This is a genomic window from Trichocoleus sp. DQ-A1 (assembly GCF_039961955.1).
Taxonomy (GTDB): Bacteria; Cyanobacteriota; Cyanobacteriia; order Cyanobacteriales; family FACHB-T130; genus FACHB-T130.
In genome coordinates this window covers 299,835-315,141 of record NZ_JAMPKE010000001.1, presented here as the reverse complement: position 1 = coordinate 315,141, position 15,307 = coordinate 299,835, and the positions used below count along the sequence as shown (strand labels likewise).

12 protein-coding genes and 1 pseudogene are annotated in these 15,307 nt (G+C 48.2%); 7 read left to right on the top strand and 6 right to left on the bottom strand.

Features of this window, described 5'->3' with window-relative positions; translation table 11 throughout:
• Window positions 1-102: 102 nt before the first annotated feature.
• Both NDI33_RS01380 and NDI33_RS01375 read left to right on the top strand, forming a co-directional pair.
• Window positions 103-495: a helix-turn-helix transcriptional regulator gene (locus NDI33_RS01380; RefSeq protein ID WP_242033252.1), complete on the top strand. Its 393-nt coding sequence runs from the start codon at window positions 103-105 to the stop codon at window positions 493-495.
• 126 nt (window positions 496-621) lie between these two features.
• Window positions 622-1,086: a Fur family transcriptional regulator gene (locus NDI33_RS01375; protein WP_190411365.1), complete on the top strand. Its 465-nt coding sequence runs from the start codon at window positions 622-624 to the stop codon at window positions 1,084-1,086.
• 314 nt (window positions 1,087-1,400) lie between these two features.
• Here the strand turns inward: NDI33_RS01375 and NDI33_RS01370 are convergent, their stop codons facing one another.
• Window positions 1,401-4,748, bottom strand: a complete 3,348-nt coding sequence (locus NDI33_RS01370; RefSeq protein ID WP_190678358.1) for a pentapeptide repeat-containing protein — start codon at window positions 4,746-4,748, stop codon at window positions 1,401-1,403.
• Window positions 4,749-5,090: 342 nt separating this feature from the next.
• Here NDI33_RS01370 and NDI33_RS01365 point away from each other — a divergent pair, with 342 nt between their 5' ends.
• Window positions 5,091-7,010, top strand: a complete 1,920-nt coding sequence (locus tag NDI33_RS01365; protein WP_190678357.1) for a hypothetical protein — start codon at window positions 5,091-5,093, stop codon at window positions 7,008-7,010.
• 15 nt (window positions 7,011-7,025) lie between these two features.
• Here the strand turns inward: NDI33_RS01365 and NDI33_RS01360 are convergent, their stop codons facing one another.
• Window positions 7,026-7,193 (bottom strand): hypothetical protein, encoded by a 168-nt coding sequence (locus NDI33_RS01360; RefSeq protein WP_206753699.1) that lies wholly within the window; start codon window positions 7,191-7,193, stop codon window positions 7,026-7,028.
• Window positions 7,194-7,208: 15 nt separating this feature from the next.
• Window positions 7,209-7,712 (bottom strand): peptidoglycan-binding domain-containing protein, encoded by a 504-nt coding sequence (locus NDI33_RS01355; RefSeq protein ID WP_190678356.1) that lies wholly within the window; start codon window positions 7,710-7,712, stop codon window positions 7,209-7,211.
• Window positions 7,713-8,111: 399 nt separating this feature from the next.
• On the opposite strand from NDI33_RS01355, the gene NDI33_RS01350 reads away from it, so the two are divergent.
• The 3 genes from NDI33_RS01350 (at window position 8,112) to NDI33_RS01340 (ending at window position 13,157) form a co-directional block, all read left to right on the top strand.
• A complete protein-coding gene (locus NDI33_RS01350) occupies window positions 8,112-8,243 on the top strand; it encodes a hypothetical protein (protein WP_277878940.1) in 132 nt (43 codons plus the stop codon).
• 48 nt (window positions 8,244-8,291) lie between these two features.
• The gene (locus NDI33_RS01345) at window positions 8,292-10,157 is read left to right on the top strand and encodes a DUF3685 domain-containing protein (RefSeq protein WP_190678355.1); all 1,866 of its coding nucleotides are present in this window, start codon (window positions 8,292-8,294) and stop codon (window positions 10,155-10,157) included.
• Window positions 10,158-10,394: 237 nt separating this feature from the next.
• Window positions 10,395-13,157 (top strand): MHYT domain-containing protein, encoded by a 2,763-nt coding sequence (locus NDI33_RS01340; protein WP_190678354.1) that lies wholly within the window; start codon window positions 10,395-10,397, stop codon window positions 13,155-13,157.
• Between the two features lie 190 nt (window positions 13,158-13,347).
• Here NDI33_RS01340 and NDI33_RS01335 read toward each other — a convergent pair.
• Window positions 13,348-13,458: pseudogene (locus NDI33_RS01335) on the bottom strand (ISAs1 family transposase); the annotation flags it as partial.
• 154 nt (window positions 13,459-13,612) lie between these two features.
• Complete coding sequence (locus NDI33_RS01330) at window positions 13,613-13,942, bottom strand: hypothetical protein (protein WP_190678353.1); 330 nt, start codon at window positions 13,940-13,942, stop codon at window positions 13,613-13,615.
• Between the two features lie 212 nt (window positions 13,943-14,154).
• On the opposite strand from NDI33_RS01330, the gene NDI33_RS01325 reads away from it, so the two are divergent.
• Window positions 14,155-14,457 carry a hypothetical protein gene (locus NDI33_RS01325; RefSeq protein ID WP_190678352.1) on the top strand — a complete coding sequence of 101 codons (303 nt, stop codon included), beginning with the start codon at window positions 14,155-14,157 and terminating at the stop codon, window positions 14,455-14,457.
• Between the two features lie 86 nt (window positions 14,458-14,543).
• Here NDI33_RS01325 and NDI33_RS01320 read toward each other — a convergent pair whose 3' ends face one another.
• Window positions 14,544-15,278: a hypothetical protein gene (locus tag NDI33_RS01320; protein WP_190678351.1), complete on the bottom strand. Its 735-nt coding sequence runs from the start codon at window positions 15,276-15,278 to the stop codon at window positions 14,544-14,546.
• Between the last annotated feature and the right edge of the window lie 29 nt (window positions 15,279-15,307).

The following is a 15,307-nucleotide window of genomic DNA, read 5'->3' as shown; positions in this document are numbered from 1 at the left end:
TGTCAGGAAGTAAGTATTTTCCACAAGGCTTTGTGAAGATTTGATAAAGATCGGGCATCTACTCCTGATACTTTGCGTGAAATTACGAGTTCTGATCGTTAAATGAAAACCAAAGAACAAGGAGAGGCCATGATCCCCCAAGAAATGCTCAAGCACCTTGTAGAACAAGTTGATTCTGTTAGTCCATCCAAAGGGATTCAAAAATCTGATCAGACGGTGGATGAAGTAATCTTTGAATCTGATGTTGACGGAACCCACTATTATCTGGTGCGTTGTCGCCCCAAGTCAGAACGCGGGATTAGCCTCAGCCCCCAAGAACAGCGGATTGCCCGATTGGTAGCACAGGGTCTTCCCAACAAGTGCATTGGAAATCAATTAGGCATCACTCATTGGACAGTTGCTACCTATTTACGCCGGATTTTTGGCAAGTTAGGTGTCACTTCTAGAACCGCCATGATCGCCCGGCTTCTAGAAGAAAATTTACTGCAACAATAGAATCAATTAATCGGCTGCACTCGATAGTGCTGTCCTAGAATATTGGGACGGTGGACATTCCGAGAATGGCTAGGTTAAAGTGGAAATGAGTTTGGATTAGCAGGCAAGCGTGTTAAAGTCTAAAGTATGCAAAAAGAAGCGGCAGCGGTCAAACCTATTCGCTCGTTAGAGGATGCCTTAAATCGTTGTCAAGCGCTGGGTATGCGCGTGAGCCGTCAACGCCGCTTCATTCTGGAATTGCTGTGGCAAGCGAAAGAACACCTGTCGGCGCGAGAAATTTATGACCGCTTGAACCACCAAGGTAAGGACATCGGTCATACATCCGTGTATCAAAATTTAGAAGCGCTATCGGTTCAAGGCATTATTGAGTGTATTGAGCGTGCGGATGGTCGTTTGTACGGCAATATCAGCGACGCTCACAGTCACGTAAACTGTCTGGATACCAATCAGATTTTAGATGTTTATGTAGAACTGCCTGAAACCCTGCTTAAAGAAATTGAACAACAAACAGGGGTTCGGATTAGTGAATATTGCATTAACTTCTACGGGTACAAATTACCGGAATCTGGGTCTCAAGCGGAGAACGGGTAATCAGTAGACGGTAGAATCCACTTTTTAATACCGATTGCTGCTATATCAATAATTTTTTAAACCGTTTGTAGGGACGGAAAATTTTGCGTAACTACAGGCTGATTAAAGTTTAGTGAAAAACGCTTGTAGCAGGCTGTCTAGTTTGATTCAGTGGGCTAACTGAGGGCGGGAAAACTGGAGATTAAATCGCTGCTCCAAATTTCCTTTACCTAACATTTACAAATAGACCCACTAGCGCTAGTAAGTGGAATTGGGCGTTAGCGAAACCCAACGAATACTTCATACGGTTTTAGAGTTTTTAACATCCTTAACAGCTAATTGCTTCGTTGAGGGTTTTCTACTAGCGCCGTCTCATCATCGTATTGGGAATCTACCTTAGGAGCTTCTTGGAATGCTAAGGGTTCCCCTAGGGTAGAAGAAGTTTCTGCAATCACCGTTTCATCGTCTTCATCCTCCATAGGTTCTTCCGGCAACATCGGTTCTCCTTCGGCACTTTCTATCAGAAACACTGTAGGTTCAGAATCTGCACTGCCTTTGTCCTGAGCGCTTCCAGCCTGTTTGAGACGGGGTAATCTTTGAATGTATGCCTGGAACTCTTCCAAGGAAAATAGGGCACCATTTTTCCGGGCAAAGTAGTGGTTCTGGTCATCTAACTGGGCTTGAAACAGACAGGCATGAGTGATGTTCGCTAACGTAAGATTGGTTCTTTGCAGGTTAGCGCCCGTTAAGTTTGCCCCTTCAAGCCTTGCTCCAGCAAGATTGGCTCCTGATAAGTCAGCACCGGAGAGATTCGCCCAAGACAAATTAGCTTGCTGGAGGTTGGCACCTGCTAAATTGGCTCCTGCTAGCTCAGCCGCTAACAGATTGGTTTGCCAGAGGTTAGCCTCTGCTAACAGAGCATGATTCAAACAGGCAGAGCGTAGCTGTAATTGACTGAGGCTGTGCCGCGCCCTCTGCCAAAAGGCGGTGGGAGATAGGACAACAGTGCGACCTATTAAAGTCAGCAGTGCTTCGGCGTCAAATTCAGATGGCAGGTCGGGGTTGCCGCAAGGCCAGAAAGAAATCTGCGTTGCCCGATGACCGAGATGTGCTTCGCGCATCTGCTTTGCGATCGCGCTGAGCAACAAGAAGACATTCAGCCCAACGGCGGCATCGATTTGCAAGATTTTTAAGGGGTTGTGCAACGCCTGCAACTGGGTATGACACTGGTGGGCGATTCCTTCATCTAGCCAGCGACCTCGACAGTAGGTGCGGTAAAACCGATAGAGGCGTTCAAACAAAACATTGAAGCTAAACTGAGCCGGGTTGCGCTCAAAAATCCGCCGCAGTCGCTCAATTACCATGTCTTCGATTTCAACTGACAATACGCCATAACCCAGTAATTGATAAAGATGCTGGGCTACATTAACCGGCGAGTGGATCGCAAAGGTGAATTCACCGTAGGTATCTTGGACTGGTAGGGTGAGGGCTTGCAGCTGAGTGGCAATTTCTTCAGCGCAGAGATATTCTCCCAGGTTGCGGTGAGAAAACTCGATCGCTGAGTGATGAGTGTGGAAGAAAAAGGCTGGCAGGGTGTCATCTGACGGCTGTAAGCGGGGGTTTATCGGTTTCTGTGACTCCGTCACCATTCTGGTAAAGGTCGCCTCTACAGCGGATTGGGGGGCTTGATGGCGACCTGTTTGCAGAATGGTCAGTGCCGCCACTTGCATCTGGTGGCGTAGGTCTTGGGGGCGTCGGTTTTGCAGGAGATGAGCGATCGCATCATTGCTGCGGTAAGCATGAGCCAGACCTTCCCGAATCACAAAAGGCATGGAACCGCTGCCAGCTTCGGGGTATGCCAAAAGCCAGCGGCAAATCCGGTCGTAAATTTCAAACTTCGCTTGGGGTAATGTCAGGTGAAAGATCGTGTCGTTGAGCAGTCCATCTCGATGCAAGATACCCAGTAGATAGAGCATCAAAGGCTTGCGGACGAGGGCGGCGAGTACGTTAGCAGCGCCTGGGGTGCCAACGGGACGAGTCGAAAAGCCGCCTCTTTCTTTGACAAAGGCGAAATATCCTTGAGCGATCGCTTTCGATTGCAGTTTCGACCACTGCTTGAACCACTCCCGGAACTCCTCGTGTTCCATTGGCTGAATTGCAATCCGCCGCCGCAAATCGTGAGGCAAAGGTATCAGAGTAGAGGCAAGATCGAAATATTCTCCTTCTCTTCCAGTTGTCCGGCTGGTCAGAATAATCTTGTGGCGGGGCGTGCCCTCAAAAGACGCCATTGCTTCCCCTTGAAACTGCATCAGCTGGTTCAGGAAGGCATGGTAATGACGCCCTGCGTGGCTTGAGCGGGGCAATTCATCCAAGCCATCCAAAATCAACAAGCAAGGAGGATGCATTGGTGAAAGCCAACCATCTGCATCTGTAAATCTGCCCCAAGGGAAGGCAGAGTTCAGGGTTTGCTCCAAAGTTTGCCCCAAGGTAGCGTCCTTGAGTCGGATGAACGCTGGCATCCATCTAGGGTAAAGCTCCTGAGCAACGGTTGATGCCAATATTTGGCAAAAACTGGTCTTGCCCGTGCCCGGAAGACTCTCGATCGCCGCAATGCTGGTCGTATCATTTAGCTGAGCCGTGACCCACTCCATTAAATCCACGGGTTTCGCAGGTACGGCGTTAGCGGCAAGCGGTGTCGTGGTCGGATCTGACTTGGGATTTTTCGTCTCTAACCGGGTGGAGCTTTCTTCGAGCAGCACTCCCTTCAAAGGGACGTATAAATCCTTTAGGGCAAAAGGTTCTGCCAGTAACGGTTCGCTCAAAGATTGTAGAAGGCTGGCTCGATAGCGTTCTCGTTCGAGGTTCAGCGAAAATTGTGGCGTGTTTGGGTCTGAGTTTTGATTTGGCTCAAAATTCAAAGTGGTGGAGAACCCAGAACGCTTCCGCTCCGGGTTTCCCGCACCAGGAGTATCCTGCCAAGTTGATAAATTCCCTAGCTGGACAAATTTCTGTAGTTGTGCCAGCGGCAGGGCATTTTCAGCGATCGCGGCAAGTAAATATCCTGGGAGTCCGTGAACCAGGCGTTGGGCGATTAGCTTGGCTTCTGTTTCCTCGGCACCATTAGCGATCAACCAGGCAATGCCCGTACTATTCATCTGCTGCACGAGAAAGGAGTCGCCCACCATACTCAGCGCTTGTTCTGCCTGACTATCGGTGAGGCGTCCGGGACGCAAAGTTTTCAGTAAGGCTTGCAACTGGGGATCGGAAAGGGGCGCATCCCAGACCTGCCCGTACAAGTCTTCTGACTCACCTGGGACGCCTGCACGAGACAACCACGGTCTTCTCAGTTGAGATTCTTGTTCTAAAATTCCTTGTAAGGCGTTCAGGTAAGCAACTTGGAAAGTTAGCCAGGTTCCTTCGTTGCGCTTCAGGGGCTTTTTTTGACTCAGGATACGCAGCAACCCCACACAAAGTTGGGAAGCTACGCCTGCCACTTCCCAAGCTGCTCTCAAAGGTAGTTCTAAGACTTCCGCTAAGACACTAATATCAAAAGGTGTCAGGCTCTTGAGTTCCATATCCCGGACAATGCGAAAGGCAATCCCGGCAATCTGAGTGCCTGGGTGCCTCAAGGTTGCCAGTTCAATGTTGCGTTCCGCCAGCCAATGCCGAATGCTAAGGCTCATCCCACCTCAATTCTAGGAAATAACTCAATATGCCACTTATTAGTCATGTTATCGGGAGTGTAGGCGGCTGGTGTGCCGACCAATCGTGATGAATGGGGTAGAAGCTGTTTTTCATCATCCCTAATTGAGTTGAATTTCAGGATAACTTATGTAAGAGCGAAGCACGGGTGCAAAAAATCAGCTCGATCTCTAAATTCACTCACAAAAGCTTTACCCCTACAAACTTAAAGCTTTTATTATCAGTTTTAGACCCTTTACGCTGACGGCGATTCGGCTCCGGATCGATGTCATCAAGCAGGAGCAGCAAAACGAGGACTCAAGGGTAGTGGTAGTGAGATGGTAGTGAAAAGACAATTACATGAATTTCAAGTACGCACGGCAAACCGATTGCGGCAACGGCAGGGACGCAAACTGGTAATTAGAGTCGTCTCGAATGCCAGCGCATCTGCCACCAAGCTCCGGGACGAGGATGCGGAGCAAACTGAAGCCCCTGCCTCAGCGATGCAGCCGCCTCTGACACCGCTGAGACGGCGAAATAAGATTTGGCAGTGGTGGCTGTTGTGGCTGAGTATCATCTTCGGGTTGGGTGGGACGGCACTCGCGGCTTTCTTCTTGCTGGCAACGATTCCTCCCCAAGTTAACTGTAAAAATATGTCGCCTTTGGCTCCGGAAATGGATCGGTTGACTTGCGCCCAGCAGGCGGCTCAGTCGGGCAAGTTAGAGCAGCTGGTGGAGGCAATGAAGTTCGTCAAGAGCTTGTCCCCCGATAACCCGGTGTATCCAGAAGCGACTCGGCTGATGGAAGACTGGTCGCGATCGCTCTTGGCGATCGCCCGTCAGAGAATTGACCAAGGAGATTTAAAGGGAGCGATCGCCATTGCCCGCCAAATTCCCTCCTCTAGCCCCCTGTATCCAGAGGTGCAAGCAGCAATGAAACAATGGCAAGGGGATTGGCGGCAGGGTCAGGAGATTACCAAAAAATTCTTAGCAACTTTAAAAGAACAAAAGTGGTTTGAAGCTTCTTTGCAAATACAAGCTTTGTCTCGTCTCGATAACCGCTACTGGGATCAAAAACAACTCGATAAACTGATCGATCGGATGAGTCAGGAAAAAAAAGCTTGGCAACAGCTAGAAGAGGCGCAGACATTTGCCGAAGCCAAGACACCTGAGGGATACGCGCCAGCGATCGCCCTGGCAGGAAAGGTGAACCCCAACACCTATGTCAAATCAAAGGCAAAAGCCGAAATCAATCTCTGGAGCCAGGAGTTGCTAAAAATAACTGCCGAGCATTTCGAGAAGGAAGAGTTTGACCGTGCCATTACCGCCGCCCAGCTGATTCCTCCGAAGGCTTCAGTCTATAAGGAAGCTCAAGATTGGATTCAACTGAGTCGTTCTTATGCAGTTGCTCAGGAAAATAAAATCCTCAGCTTCCTAGAGGCGCAAGCGGCGCTGCGTCAGATTTCCCCAAAAAGTCCGCTTCGCCAGCAAGCACGAGTGACCGAGGCGCTTTGGGAATCTAATTTACAAGATCGGCTGCAAATGCAATTTGCCGAAACAATAGCCAGCTTCGATCAACCGTTGGCATTTGAATTTGCGATTAGCCAAGCCCAAGCGATCGCGCCCAAACGACCCGGACGCATCGAAGCCCAAACTCAAATTGCCCACTGGCGAAAGCAAATTCAACAAATTCAAGACCGAATCGCCCTTGCCCGATCCAAACAGCTGGCAACACCGGGAACTCTAGAAAGTTTGAGGGCGGCGGTTGAGGAGGGAAGCCGGATTAAGCTGGGTCAGCCTTTGCGGATAGAGGCGCAAACCTATATCGCCCAATGGACTAAAGCTATCCAAACGATGGAAGACCGACCGAGCCTAGATTTAGCGAAAGGTTTGGCTCAGCAGGGAAATCTCCAGGCGGCGGTTGCAGCTGCCTCCAAAATCGCTCCTGGACGTGCTTTGTACTCTGAGGCACAGGCATCGCTGAGCGATTGGGTAACGCAAATTCAAATCGCTGAAGATACGCCGATTCTTAACGAGGCGAACGCTTTAGCGGCTGATGGGCGGCTCACTGCGGCAATTAATAAGGCTTCTAGGATTCGCTACGGTCGGGCACTTTATCGAGAAGCGCAAGGAGCGATCGCTCGTTGGGCATCTGAACGAGAAGCCATTTTAATAGAAAGACAAAAGGCAGATGAACTTCAGCAGTCTATCGAAGACAGTTCCTCTGAATCTCAAACGAATAGTGAGCTGGAGGGGAATTATTGACGCTGTCGATCTCCCTCACCGAGAAGGGACAGTAAAGTTTCCCAAGGCTTGGATAATTCCCCCCAGCCTCTCATCCTGGGGCGAAATCAACAAAGGCTGCATAGGCAGCCTTTGTTTGTTTCGCTGCTTGACTTTTTCAGCATTTTCTCTTTTATTGGCACTCTCCAGCAGGAGCGTGCCCATCGTTCTGTATCTGCTTTAAGCTGCAATCATCGCTTCCCAAGTCCGAGGGCCAACGATCCCATCCGGGCTTAAGTTTCTCGACTGCTGGAAGGCGATAACGGCTGAGCGCGTTTGCGACCCATACACGCCGTCAATTCCGCCTTTATAGAGTCCTCGATCTTTTAATACTGTCTGAACTTCTGTCACCACTGCTCCCTGACTACCGCTTTTTAGCATCGGCGCGGGTGAGGGAGAATAGCGGGCAAGGGGATTAAATTTTGCAGGCGCTGTGTTTTCAACGGGCACAGTTGGTCCTTCATTACGCCCCGTTGGATCGGGAATCAGCTGCGCTTGTCTTGTTGGCTGTTCATAGCTCCCACCGTGCATATCGATGGGCACTTCATTTATCTCAGGGTTGATCTGAGAAGCACTAATCCCGGCAGCGTTTGCACTCATCCCGTTCAAGAGCAGCGGGAGCGAGGCAACCGCAGAAAGAATGCTCAGGGATTTGATAGTTGACTTAAAAAATTTTGCTGTCATCAGCGTCAGTTCCTCTTTCAAAAACACAAGATGCTAATAAATGCACCGTTTGTGGCTTAGAAAGCCTCCTATTTGTGGTTCATCCAAATCTTCTTGCTTTGAATGATTTCCAGCTTTTGTATGTCTTCGTTAGCTTATAGGAGATGTCGAGTCTGAGCATAGTTCTATAGTTAGAGCTTCTAGGTGCTAAATATCTGACTATAGAAATAGCAGCTCGATTTTTAATACAAGAACTAGATGATGATGTTTCTGTAGTAGCAGGGGGAGCAATACCCGCCCTAATCGCATTTCGTGGGTCTTGTCCACTATAAAATCTACAACTTTTTCTTTAGCTTGAACTAAAAAGAGGGGAAGATTAAATAGGACGATTTAAGATAAATTTCCCAAAAAAATAGTTAGATGACAGCGATCGCGCTCTGTGGAAAATACAAGGGAAAGTACAAGCGTGGCGAACTGACTTTTTCTGCGCGAGGCGTTATCCTCGCTTCCAAGGTACGCGATCGCGCTTTGTTCGTATCGCCCCTGGAATGAGTAATCTGTTATAGCAGGGAGAAAGCGGTGTGAAGCAGGAGGTTGTTGATGAGCGATCGCGTAGCGGATACCCTTGGGACTGTTCGCCGCTTCAAGTTGATGCTAATCGATGATGACCCGATTTTTCGGTTGGGTCTTAGCACCGCTTTGGCGTCGTTTCCCGACCTACAAGTCGTTGCCGAGGCGGATAGCGTTGCTGACGCTTTGCAGACGTTGGCAGCTGGAGTTGGTACAGACAACGCTCCAAATCTGGTGATTTTAGAACTAAACCTAGGTCGCTCTAACTTGTCTTTGGGGGGATCGATCGGATTGCAGCTGTGCCAGGAATTAAAGACGCAATTCCCGAAATTACCGATATTCCTTCTCAGCCAACGACTCACGCCAGAGGAACTGATAGCAGCCAGAACCCTAGGCGTCGAGGGCTATTGCCCCAAAGGCACCGATCTCTCGGTTCTGGTGCCAGCGCTTCGTCAGGTAGCCGTTGGGGAAGTTTACTGGTCAGAACTTGTACAGACGCAAAACGACGCGCCTGTAGAAGCCTCAGATGTCATACAAAGTCGTTCATCCTTGCTCTGGCAAATCCGTCAGTCGGGACTACGGCAAATCGATACCGCGATCGCCCAGGTGACAAACCAGGTACAAAATCCCAATCTTTCGACACTAGATTGGTTCATCCTAACGGGACGGCGACGAGAATTGCGGACAGCCCGTTGGCTGGTCAAACAGCTGTTACCTGTGGCGACGACCGGCGCAAGAAATCAGGTGGCAGGGACGGGTTTTACTGACCCCCCTGGGGAAAACTCGAATGACCTCCTCAACCCACCTAGATCGGGAAGTCGCGATCGCCGCAGTGGGATTCCTCTCCCTACCCCGGAACCGAGGAGAAGAAATAATCCCTCGTTAGACTCAACACTCGCGACTCAGTCCTCAGCACTTTCTGAATCCTCGATCCTCAGCCCCCTGCTAGACGCTACTTTAAATAAACTTCAATTTGGGCTAAAAAATCTGACTGGCTCTCCGTTGGAAATTGATATTCTGCTGGAAGAAAAGAAACGGGAATTGCTTTATCTGATCTTGCGTAAATTCGAGGATGTCTTAGAGGAACTGCGCTTTTCCCAGCTACAGCCGGAAGCGATCGCTCTGAAGCACTCGCTGATTCTGCGGGATTTGTGGCAAGCGTCTACCACTGATTTTTTTGGCAAATATTGCACAATTCAAGTCGGAAACCTTGAAGTAGATATTGTCAATACATTGTTACAGGATGCAACAATTATTCAACAATCTTTTCTAGATAAAATTCCTCTGGTTGCCGAAATCATCAACTATTTGCTTTTTCAAACTTCGCTGATGATTGATAATGTTTCCTACTCTTTTGGGACACCGGAAGCGCGGGATCGAGCAGAAATGATCTTGGAGAATTTATTAATTCAAATTGCCAATAGCGTTGTCCAACCCCTGCTGAACTATTTCGCAGATGTGGAAGCAATTAAGCAGATTTTTTACGATAGACGGTTAATTTCATCGCGGGAAATTGCTCGATTTCGGAACAATCTATCGTGGAAATATCGTTTAGAAAGATATGTGGGTGAGCCAACCGCAATTTTTGAAAGCCGATATCTTCTGCTAGCGCTAGGTGTAATTGGAATCAAAAAAATCTCTATTTATGCCCCCCGCACTGATGAATTGCAGCAACTCAGGGGTGCCCAACTCGCTTGTACGCTAGCGCTAGAAACTAGAGATGCGATCGCGCCACGTCTGCGCTCAACGGTTGCCTTCCTAGGTAGCGGTGTTGTTTACGTCCTCACGCAAGTAATCGGCAGAGGCATTGGCTTAATTGGACGCGGCATCATTCAAGGCATTGGCACAACGTTACAAGAAACTCGGTTTGGCAAAAATGGCGAACGCCAGAAGTAAAAAAGGCAGGTGAAAAAGGACAAGTAAAAAGGGTAGGGGTGCAGGGGCATTCTACGTCGTTCTCTGTTCCTTCTCCTCGATTTCCATAAGATTAACTCATAGGAAGATATACTCAGGCTATTCCTGAAGGTTAAACAGTTTTCAACCGCTGCTCCGATAAAATTTAAACACTTGAATTAGGCAATCCGATCGTGAGAGATTGCGATTGCCACCACAATCTCAGCGTTCAGTATAGAGATGAAGGGAATCAATGATGCAGCCCAAGAGATGATAGCAACCTACGATTTACGTCTGGTTGTGCTTTCGATGGCGATCGCGATCGCCGCTTCCTACACGGCGCTGGATTTAGCGGGACGAGTCACGGCGGCTCAAGGACGTGGGCGGAAGCTGTGGCTAGCAGGAGGTGCGATCGCGATGGGAAGTGGCATTTGGTCGATGCATTTTATCGGAATGCTCGCCTATTGCCTGCCAATCTCAATGGCTTACGATTTCCCCACGGTCTTGGTTTCGATGGGAGTCGCAGCGATCGCATCCGGCGCAGCTTTGTATATCGTTAGCCGCGAACAAATGGGTTGGCGAAGATTACTCGCAGGTGGCATTTTCATGGGCTGTGGCATTGCCGCGATGCACTATACAGGCATGGCGGGGATGCGGTTAGAAGCGACCGTTACCTATGACCTTAGACTGGTAGCAGTTTCGATGGCGATCGCCATTAGTGCTTCCTGGATCGCCTTGTGGTTAGCTTTTCATCTGCGTACAGCGGCGACATTAACCGGGAACTTGCGAAAGATCGGCAGCGCGATTGTCATGGGATGCGCGATCGCAGGGATGCACTATACCGGGATGGCAGCGGTAAGCTATCAATCAACCAATCCCTCCGGGATGGAGTTGTCCTTGATTATGGGCAATTCTTGGCTGGCAGTTGAAATTGGAATTGCCACGACGATCGTGCTAGCGCTAGCGCTGCTGGGTTCTGTCTTCGATCGACGGCTGAAAATTCAGCTTGCCAGAGCAGAGGCACTGCGGGAAAGCGAAGAGCGATTCCGGGCTTTAGCGCAGAATGCCTCTGACATTCTTGTGATTGTTGCAGCTGATGGCACAATTCGCTACACCAGTGCCTCCATTCAATCGATTTTGGGCTACGAACCGGAAAATTGGCTCTCGAAAAAAGCGATTGAAATCGTTCATCCAAGCGATCGCTCTCAGGCAGAGAAACTATTAGCAGATGCACTGAATTCTCCAACTAGCAACTCTCCAACTAGCAAAATTACCGCACAGTTTCGCATCCAGAAAGTCGATGGCTCTTGGCGAGATTTTGAAGCGATCGCCAATAATTTACTAGATGTGAAGAGTGTAGCGGGTATCGCGATCGCTTACCGCGACATTACCGAGCGCCAGCGATCGCAGGAGTCGCTGCGGGAAAGCGAACAACGATTTCGCCTGATGGCAGATATGGCTCCCGTGATGTTGTGGATGTGCGATTGCGACAAAACTTGTAATTATTTTAATAAAGGCTGGCTCGACTTTACTGGCAGGACTTTAGAAGAATCAATCGGCATGGGTTGGACGCAAAGCCTCCATCCTGACGATCTTCAGCAGTGTGTAGAAACATACCGCACTGCCTTTGATGCCCGCGAAAATTTTGAAATGGAATACCGCCTGAGGCGCTTTGATGGCGAGTATCGCTGGGTTTTCGATCGAGGCGTTCCCCGGCTGACTCCAGGCGGGAGCTTTGTCGGTTATATCGGCTCTTGTATAGACATTACCGAGCGCAAGCAAGCCGAACAAGAGCGCGAAAAACTGCTCGTTTACGAACAACAGGCGAGAATGGCAGCTGAAGAAACCAACCGCCTGAAGGATGAGTTCTTAGCAACCCTCTCTCACGAGCTTCGCACCCCCCTCAACTCAATGCTGGGATGGACTCAGTTGCTTCGGACTCGGAAGCTTGACGAAGCGATTATTGTGCGGGCAATGGAGACAATTGAGCGTAATGCTCGGTTGCAAACACAGCTAATTGAGGATTTGCTGGATGTTTCGCGGATTATTCAGGGGAAATTTCGCCTTTATGTCCGTCCGCTGGAGCTATCCTCCGTCATTGAAGCTGCGATCGCGACCATCCAACCGGCGGCTAGTGCCAAGTCGATTCGATTGGAGTCTTTTCTTGATTCCTCCGCAGGGCTAATCTGCGGCGATCCCGACCGCTTGCAGCAAGTTGTATGGAATTTACTGTCGAATGCAGTGAAGTTTACACCCAAACGGGGGCGAGTCGAGGTGCGGCTGGAGCGGAGCAACTCTTGGGTTGAGATTCAAGTCAGCGACACCGGACAGGGAATCGCTGCCGACTTTCTCCCCTATGTGTTCGATCGTTTCCGTCAAGCTGATAGCTCCATCACCCGGTCATACGGCGGACTGGGACTGGGGTTAGCCGTCGCCCGCCACTTGATAGAACTGCACGGAGGTACCGTCTCTGCCCAAAGTCCGGGAGAAGGAAAAGGCGCAACCTTTACAGTGAAGCTGCCGATCCTCGCTGTCCTCATCGAGCCAAAGGATATCGAGCAGGGATTCTGGACAAGGGACAACGAAGGACTCTCAGAGTGTCCTCCAGGACTCAACGGATTGCGAGTGCTGGTAGTAGATGATGAAGCCGATGCCCGTGAGTTGCTGACGGTTATCTTGCAACACTACGGAGGCGAAGTGATGGCAGTTGCATCCGCAAAAGAGGCAATGGCAGTCTTAACTGACGATGCTTCGGATTGGCGTCCGGATGTCCTGGTGAGCGACATCGATATGCCGAACGAGGACGGCTACACTTTTATCCGCAAAGTTAGGGCGCTGGATGCACAACAAAAGGGAATTCCAGCTTTGGCTCTGACAGCGTATGCCAGAGAAGAAGATCGCTCGCGGGCTGTCAAAGCTGGCTTTCAGACACACGTCGCGAAGCCAGTGAAACCATTAGCATTGGTGGCAGCGATCGCCCATTTATCCAGACGATGCGGATAAATAGGCGAATCTTCTCCAGACGCAATCAATCTCGTCTAGAGACGGGGAGTTTAACTCCACCCCTGCCCCTCCTCCCTTCAGGGTGGTTTCATACAAGAAGAGAAAAAACTTGGTAGAGTTGATTGGCTAAAGCGCGTTGCGCCTGAGGGATAGTTCGGAAACCAAGAAATCTGGCGATGGTAATGAAAAAATTGTGTAAAATCGCCCAATTAACCGGAGCATTGCCACCGCGTCGGGGTGGAAAGTCTTCAGCGAAGGTAACATCTCTAACCCAATGGAGCCGGTTTTCAATACCCCAATGTCCAATGGTGTCGGCTAGAAATTGGTTGGCACACAGGGATTGAGTGCTGATGTAAAACTGACAATCATGAAAGTGTTGACCATCTTGAAAGCCCTCTCGTTCGACAAGGTTCCATCAAGCCGCGTCGTACTGCTTCACTCATTGCTTGGGCTTTCTATAACAAGCCTTCTTCGTAAACCTGCATCAGCGCTAGTAACTCGGAACGTTGTGTTTGTGTAAGTGTCCCCGCTTGTTGGCTGTCCAACAGTCTACTCAGACTTTGGTCTTGATCCGGTTCCATCTGAAGCTGCGCTAAAGCCATCACTTCATCATCAGATAAAGCTAATACTGGTTTAATTGCTTCCGACTGTAGACCAAGTGGTGATAGTGAAAGCTCAATTGTATCTGCCAGGACATCAGCGACATCTCGGCTGCTCAGTTGTGCTAGTCGCTCAGCTCTACGGTAAACCTCATCTGGCAGGGTAAGAGTGACTTGGGTACTCATAAGAATATTCTGTGTAAAAGTTTTCTTTATTGTGGCAAAGGAGAGCGATCGCGCCAGCTTCTCATTTGAGCAGCTTCAGCTCCTTCTGAGCTTAGCCTTGATGAAGGTTGACCAAGAGTCATGATATCCCAGCCATAGATAGTGACTATATTAAATTTACTAAATATCATGCATTTTAGTAGAAGCTTTCCTATCATTAGAGAGAAAGACAAATGTCTGTTAGAACTTTATCAGAACTAATACAATCACTATCAATTACTTTAAGCGAATTCAATAATCTAAAGACAGATTTAACTCAAAAAATAGTTCACTTAGACGCGACTATTTATTTGGATATCACTACTCGATTAGGACACTTTGAAAACAAATTAATAGCTGATTTACAAGAACTTAAAGATTATGAAGAAAAAGTTATTAATTTAGGGGACGAAGAAACTCAGAATGTGATGGCGCAAAAGCAGAGTTGGCGACTGATTGAACTCATAGATAAATTCAGTGTTTTTCGACGTGATTGATATAGCTTTTTCCCTAGGCATACCCAAAAGGAAAAACTTTGATAAGTATATTTTTAATATGCTACTACTTAATCTGATTAATCCCTCTAGCTCTTTAGTTGATTCAGCAGAATATCAATATAATATTCTGTTAATTCAGATGCGTCTTTAGGTAGGTTTTTTACTGCTTTATCCTTAATAATTTTTAGTGCCTCCTCATAAGGTTTAATGTTATCAGGTATTGCTTTAACCATATTGGCTTTTATTACAGGTCGCCGCACATTATACTTTAGGCAAAGATGGAGCCAAGTCAGACATTGAAAGATATCATCACAAAGTATATATTTCAAATCATTATGTAAATTGCATTTATCTAAAGTAGAGCTGCTAACTCTCAAAGCTAGTAGTTGACGCTGTCTAATGTCAGTTAACCATTTTTCAGCTTTTTGAGAAGCATCATAGCTTCTAAAGTAGACTTCTATATCGTTTACGGTTTGGTCTAATTTATTATTAAAATCGGCTACATTTACTTTAGAGGCATCCAAAGCATTTAGACTATTTTTTACATAATCTAACTGTTGTTTTATTTCAGGCAACAAGTGATTTCTAACTTCTTTCTCTACTTTTTTGTTTACTTCTTTTGTTAAGTTACCAACCAATGGAGGAACTAAAAAAGGTATAGGAATTGCAATTACAGCAACTATAGTGCCCATAAATCCGGAATCAAAACCTCCATTAATGCATTTGCAACTAATGTATGCAGCAAAAGTTATCGCTAGACTACAAATCAAATATATTAATCCAGCAACTACTGCCGTAGAAAACACTGTAGACCGTGCCACAATAACACTCCTATCTGGAGAAATACTTG

Coding starts and splice junctions, on each gene's coding strand:
- NDI33_RS01380 (WP_242033252.1), top strand. CDS start 103: ATGAAAACCAAAGAACAAGGAGAGGCCATGATCCCCCAAGAAATGCTC.
- NDI33_RS01375 (WP_190411365.1), top strand. CDS start 622: ATGCAAAAAGAAGCGGCAGCGGTCAAACCTATTCGCTCGTTAGAGGAT.
- NDI33_RS01370 (WP_190678358.1), bottom strand. CDS start 4,748: ATGAGCCTTAGCATTCGGCATTGGCTGGCGGAACGCAACATTGAACTG.
- NDI33_RS01360 (WP_206753699.1), bottom strand. CDS start 7,193: ATGGGCACGCTCCTGCTGGAGAGTGCCAATAAAAGAGAAAATGCTGAA.
- NDI33_RS01355 (WP_190678356.1), bottom strand. CDS start 7,712: ATGACAGCAAAATTTTTTAAGTCAACTATCAAATCCCTGAGCATTCTT.
- NDI33_RS01350 (WP_277878940.1), top strand. CDS start 8,112: ATGACAGCGATCGCGCTCTGTGGAAAATACAAGGGAAAGTACAAGCGT.
- NDI33_RS01345 (WP_190678355.1), top strand. CDS start 8,292: ATGAGCGATCGCGTAGCGGATACCCTTGGGACTGTTCGCCGCTTCAAG.
- NDI33_RS01340 (WP_190678354.1), top strand. CDS start 10,395: ATGAAGGGAATCAATGATGCAGCCCAAGAGATGATAGCAACCTACGAT.
- NDI33_RS01330 (WP_190678353.1), bottom strand. CDS start 13,942: ATGAGTACCCAAGTCACTCTTACCCTGCCAGATGAGGTTTACCGTAGA.
- NDI33_RS01325 (WP_190678352.1), top strand. CDS start 14,155: ATGTCTGTTAGAACTTTATCAGAACTAATACAATCACTATCAATTACT.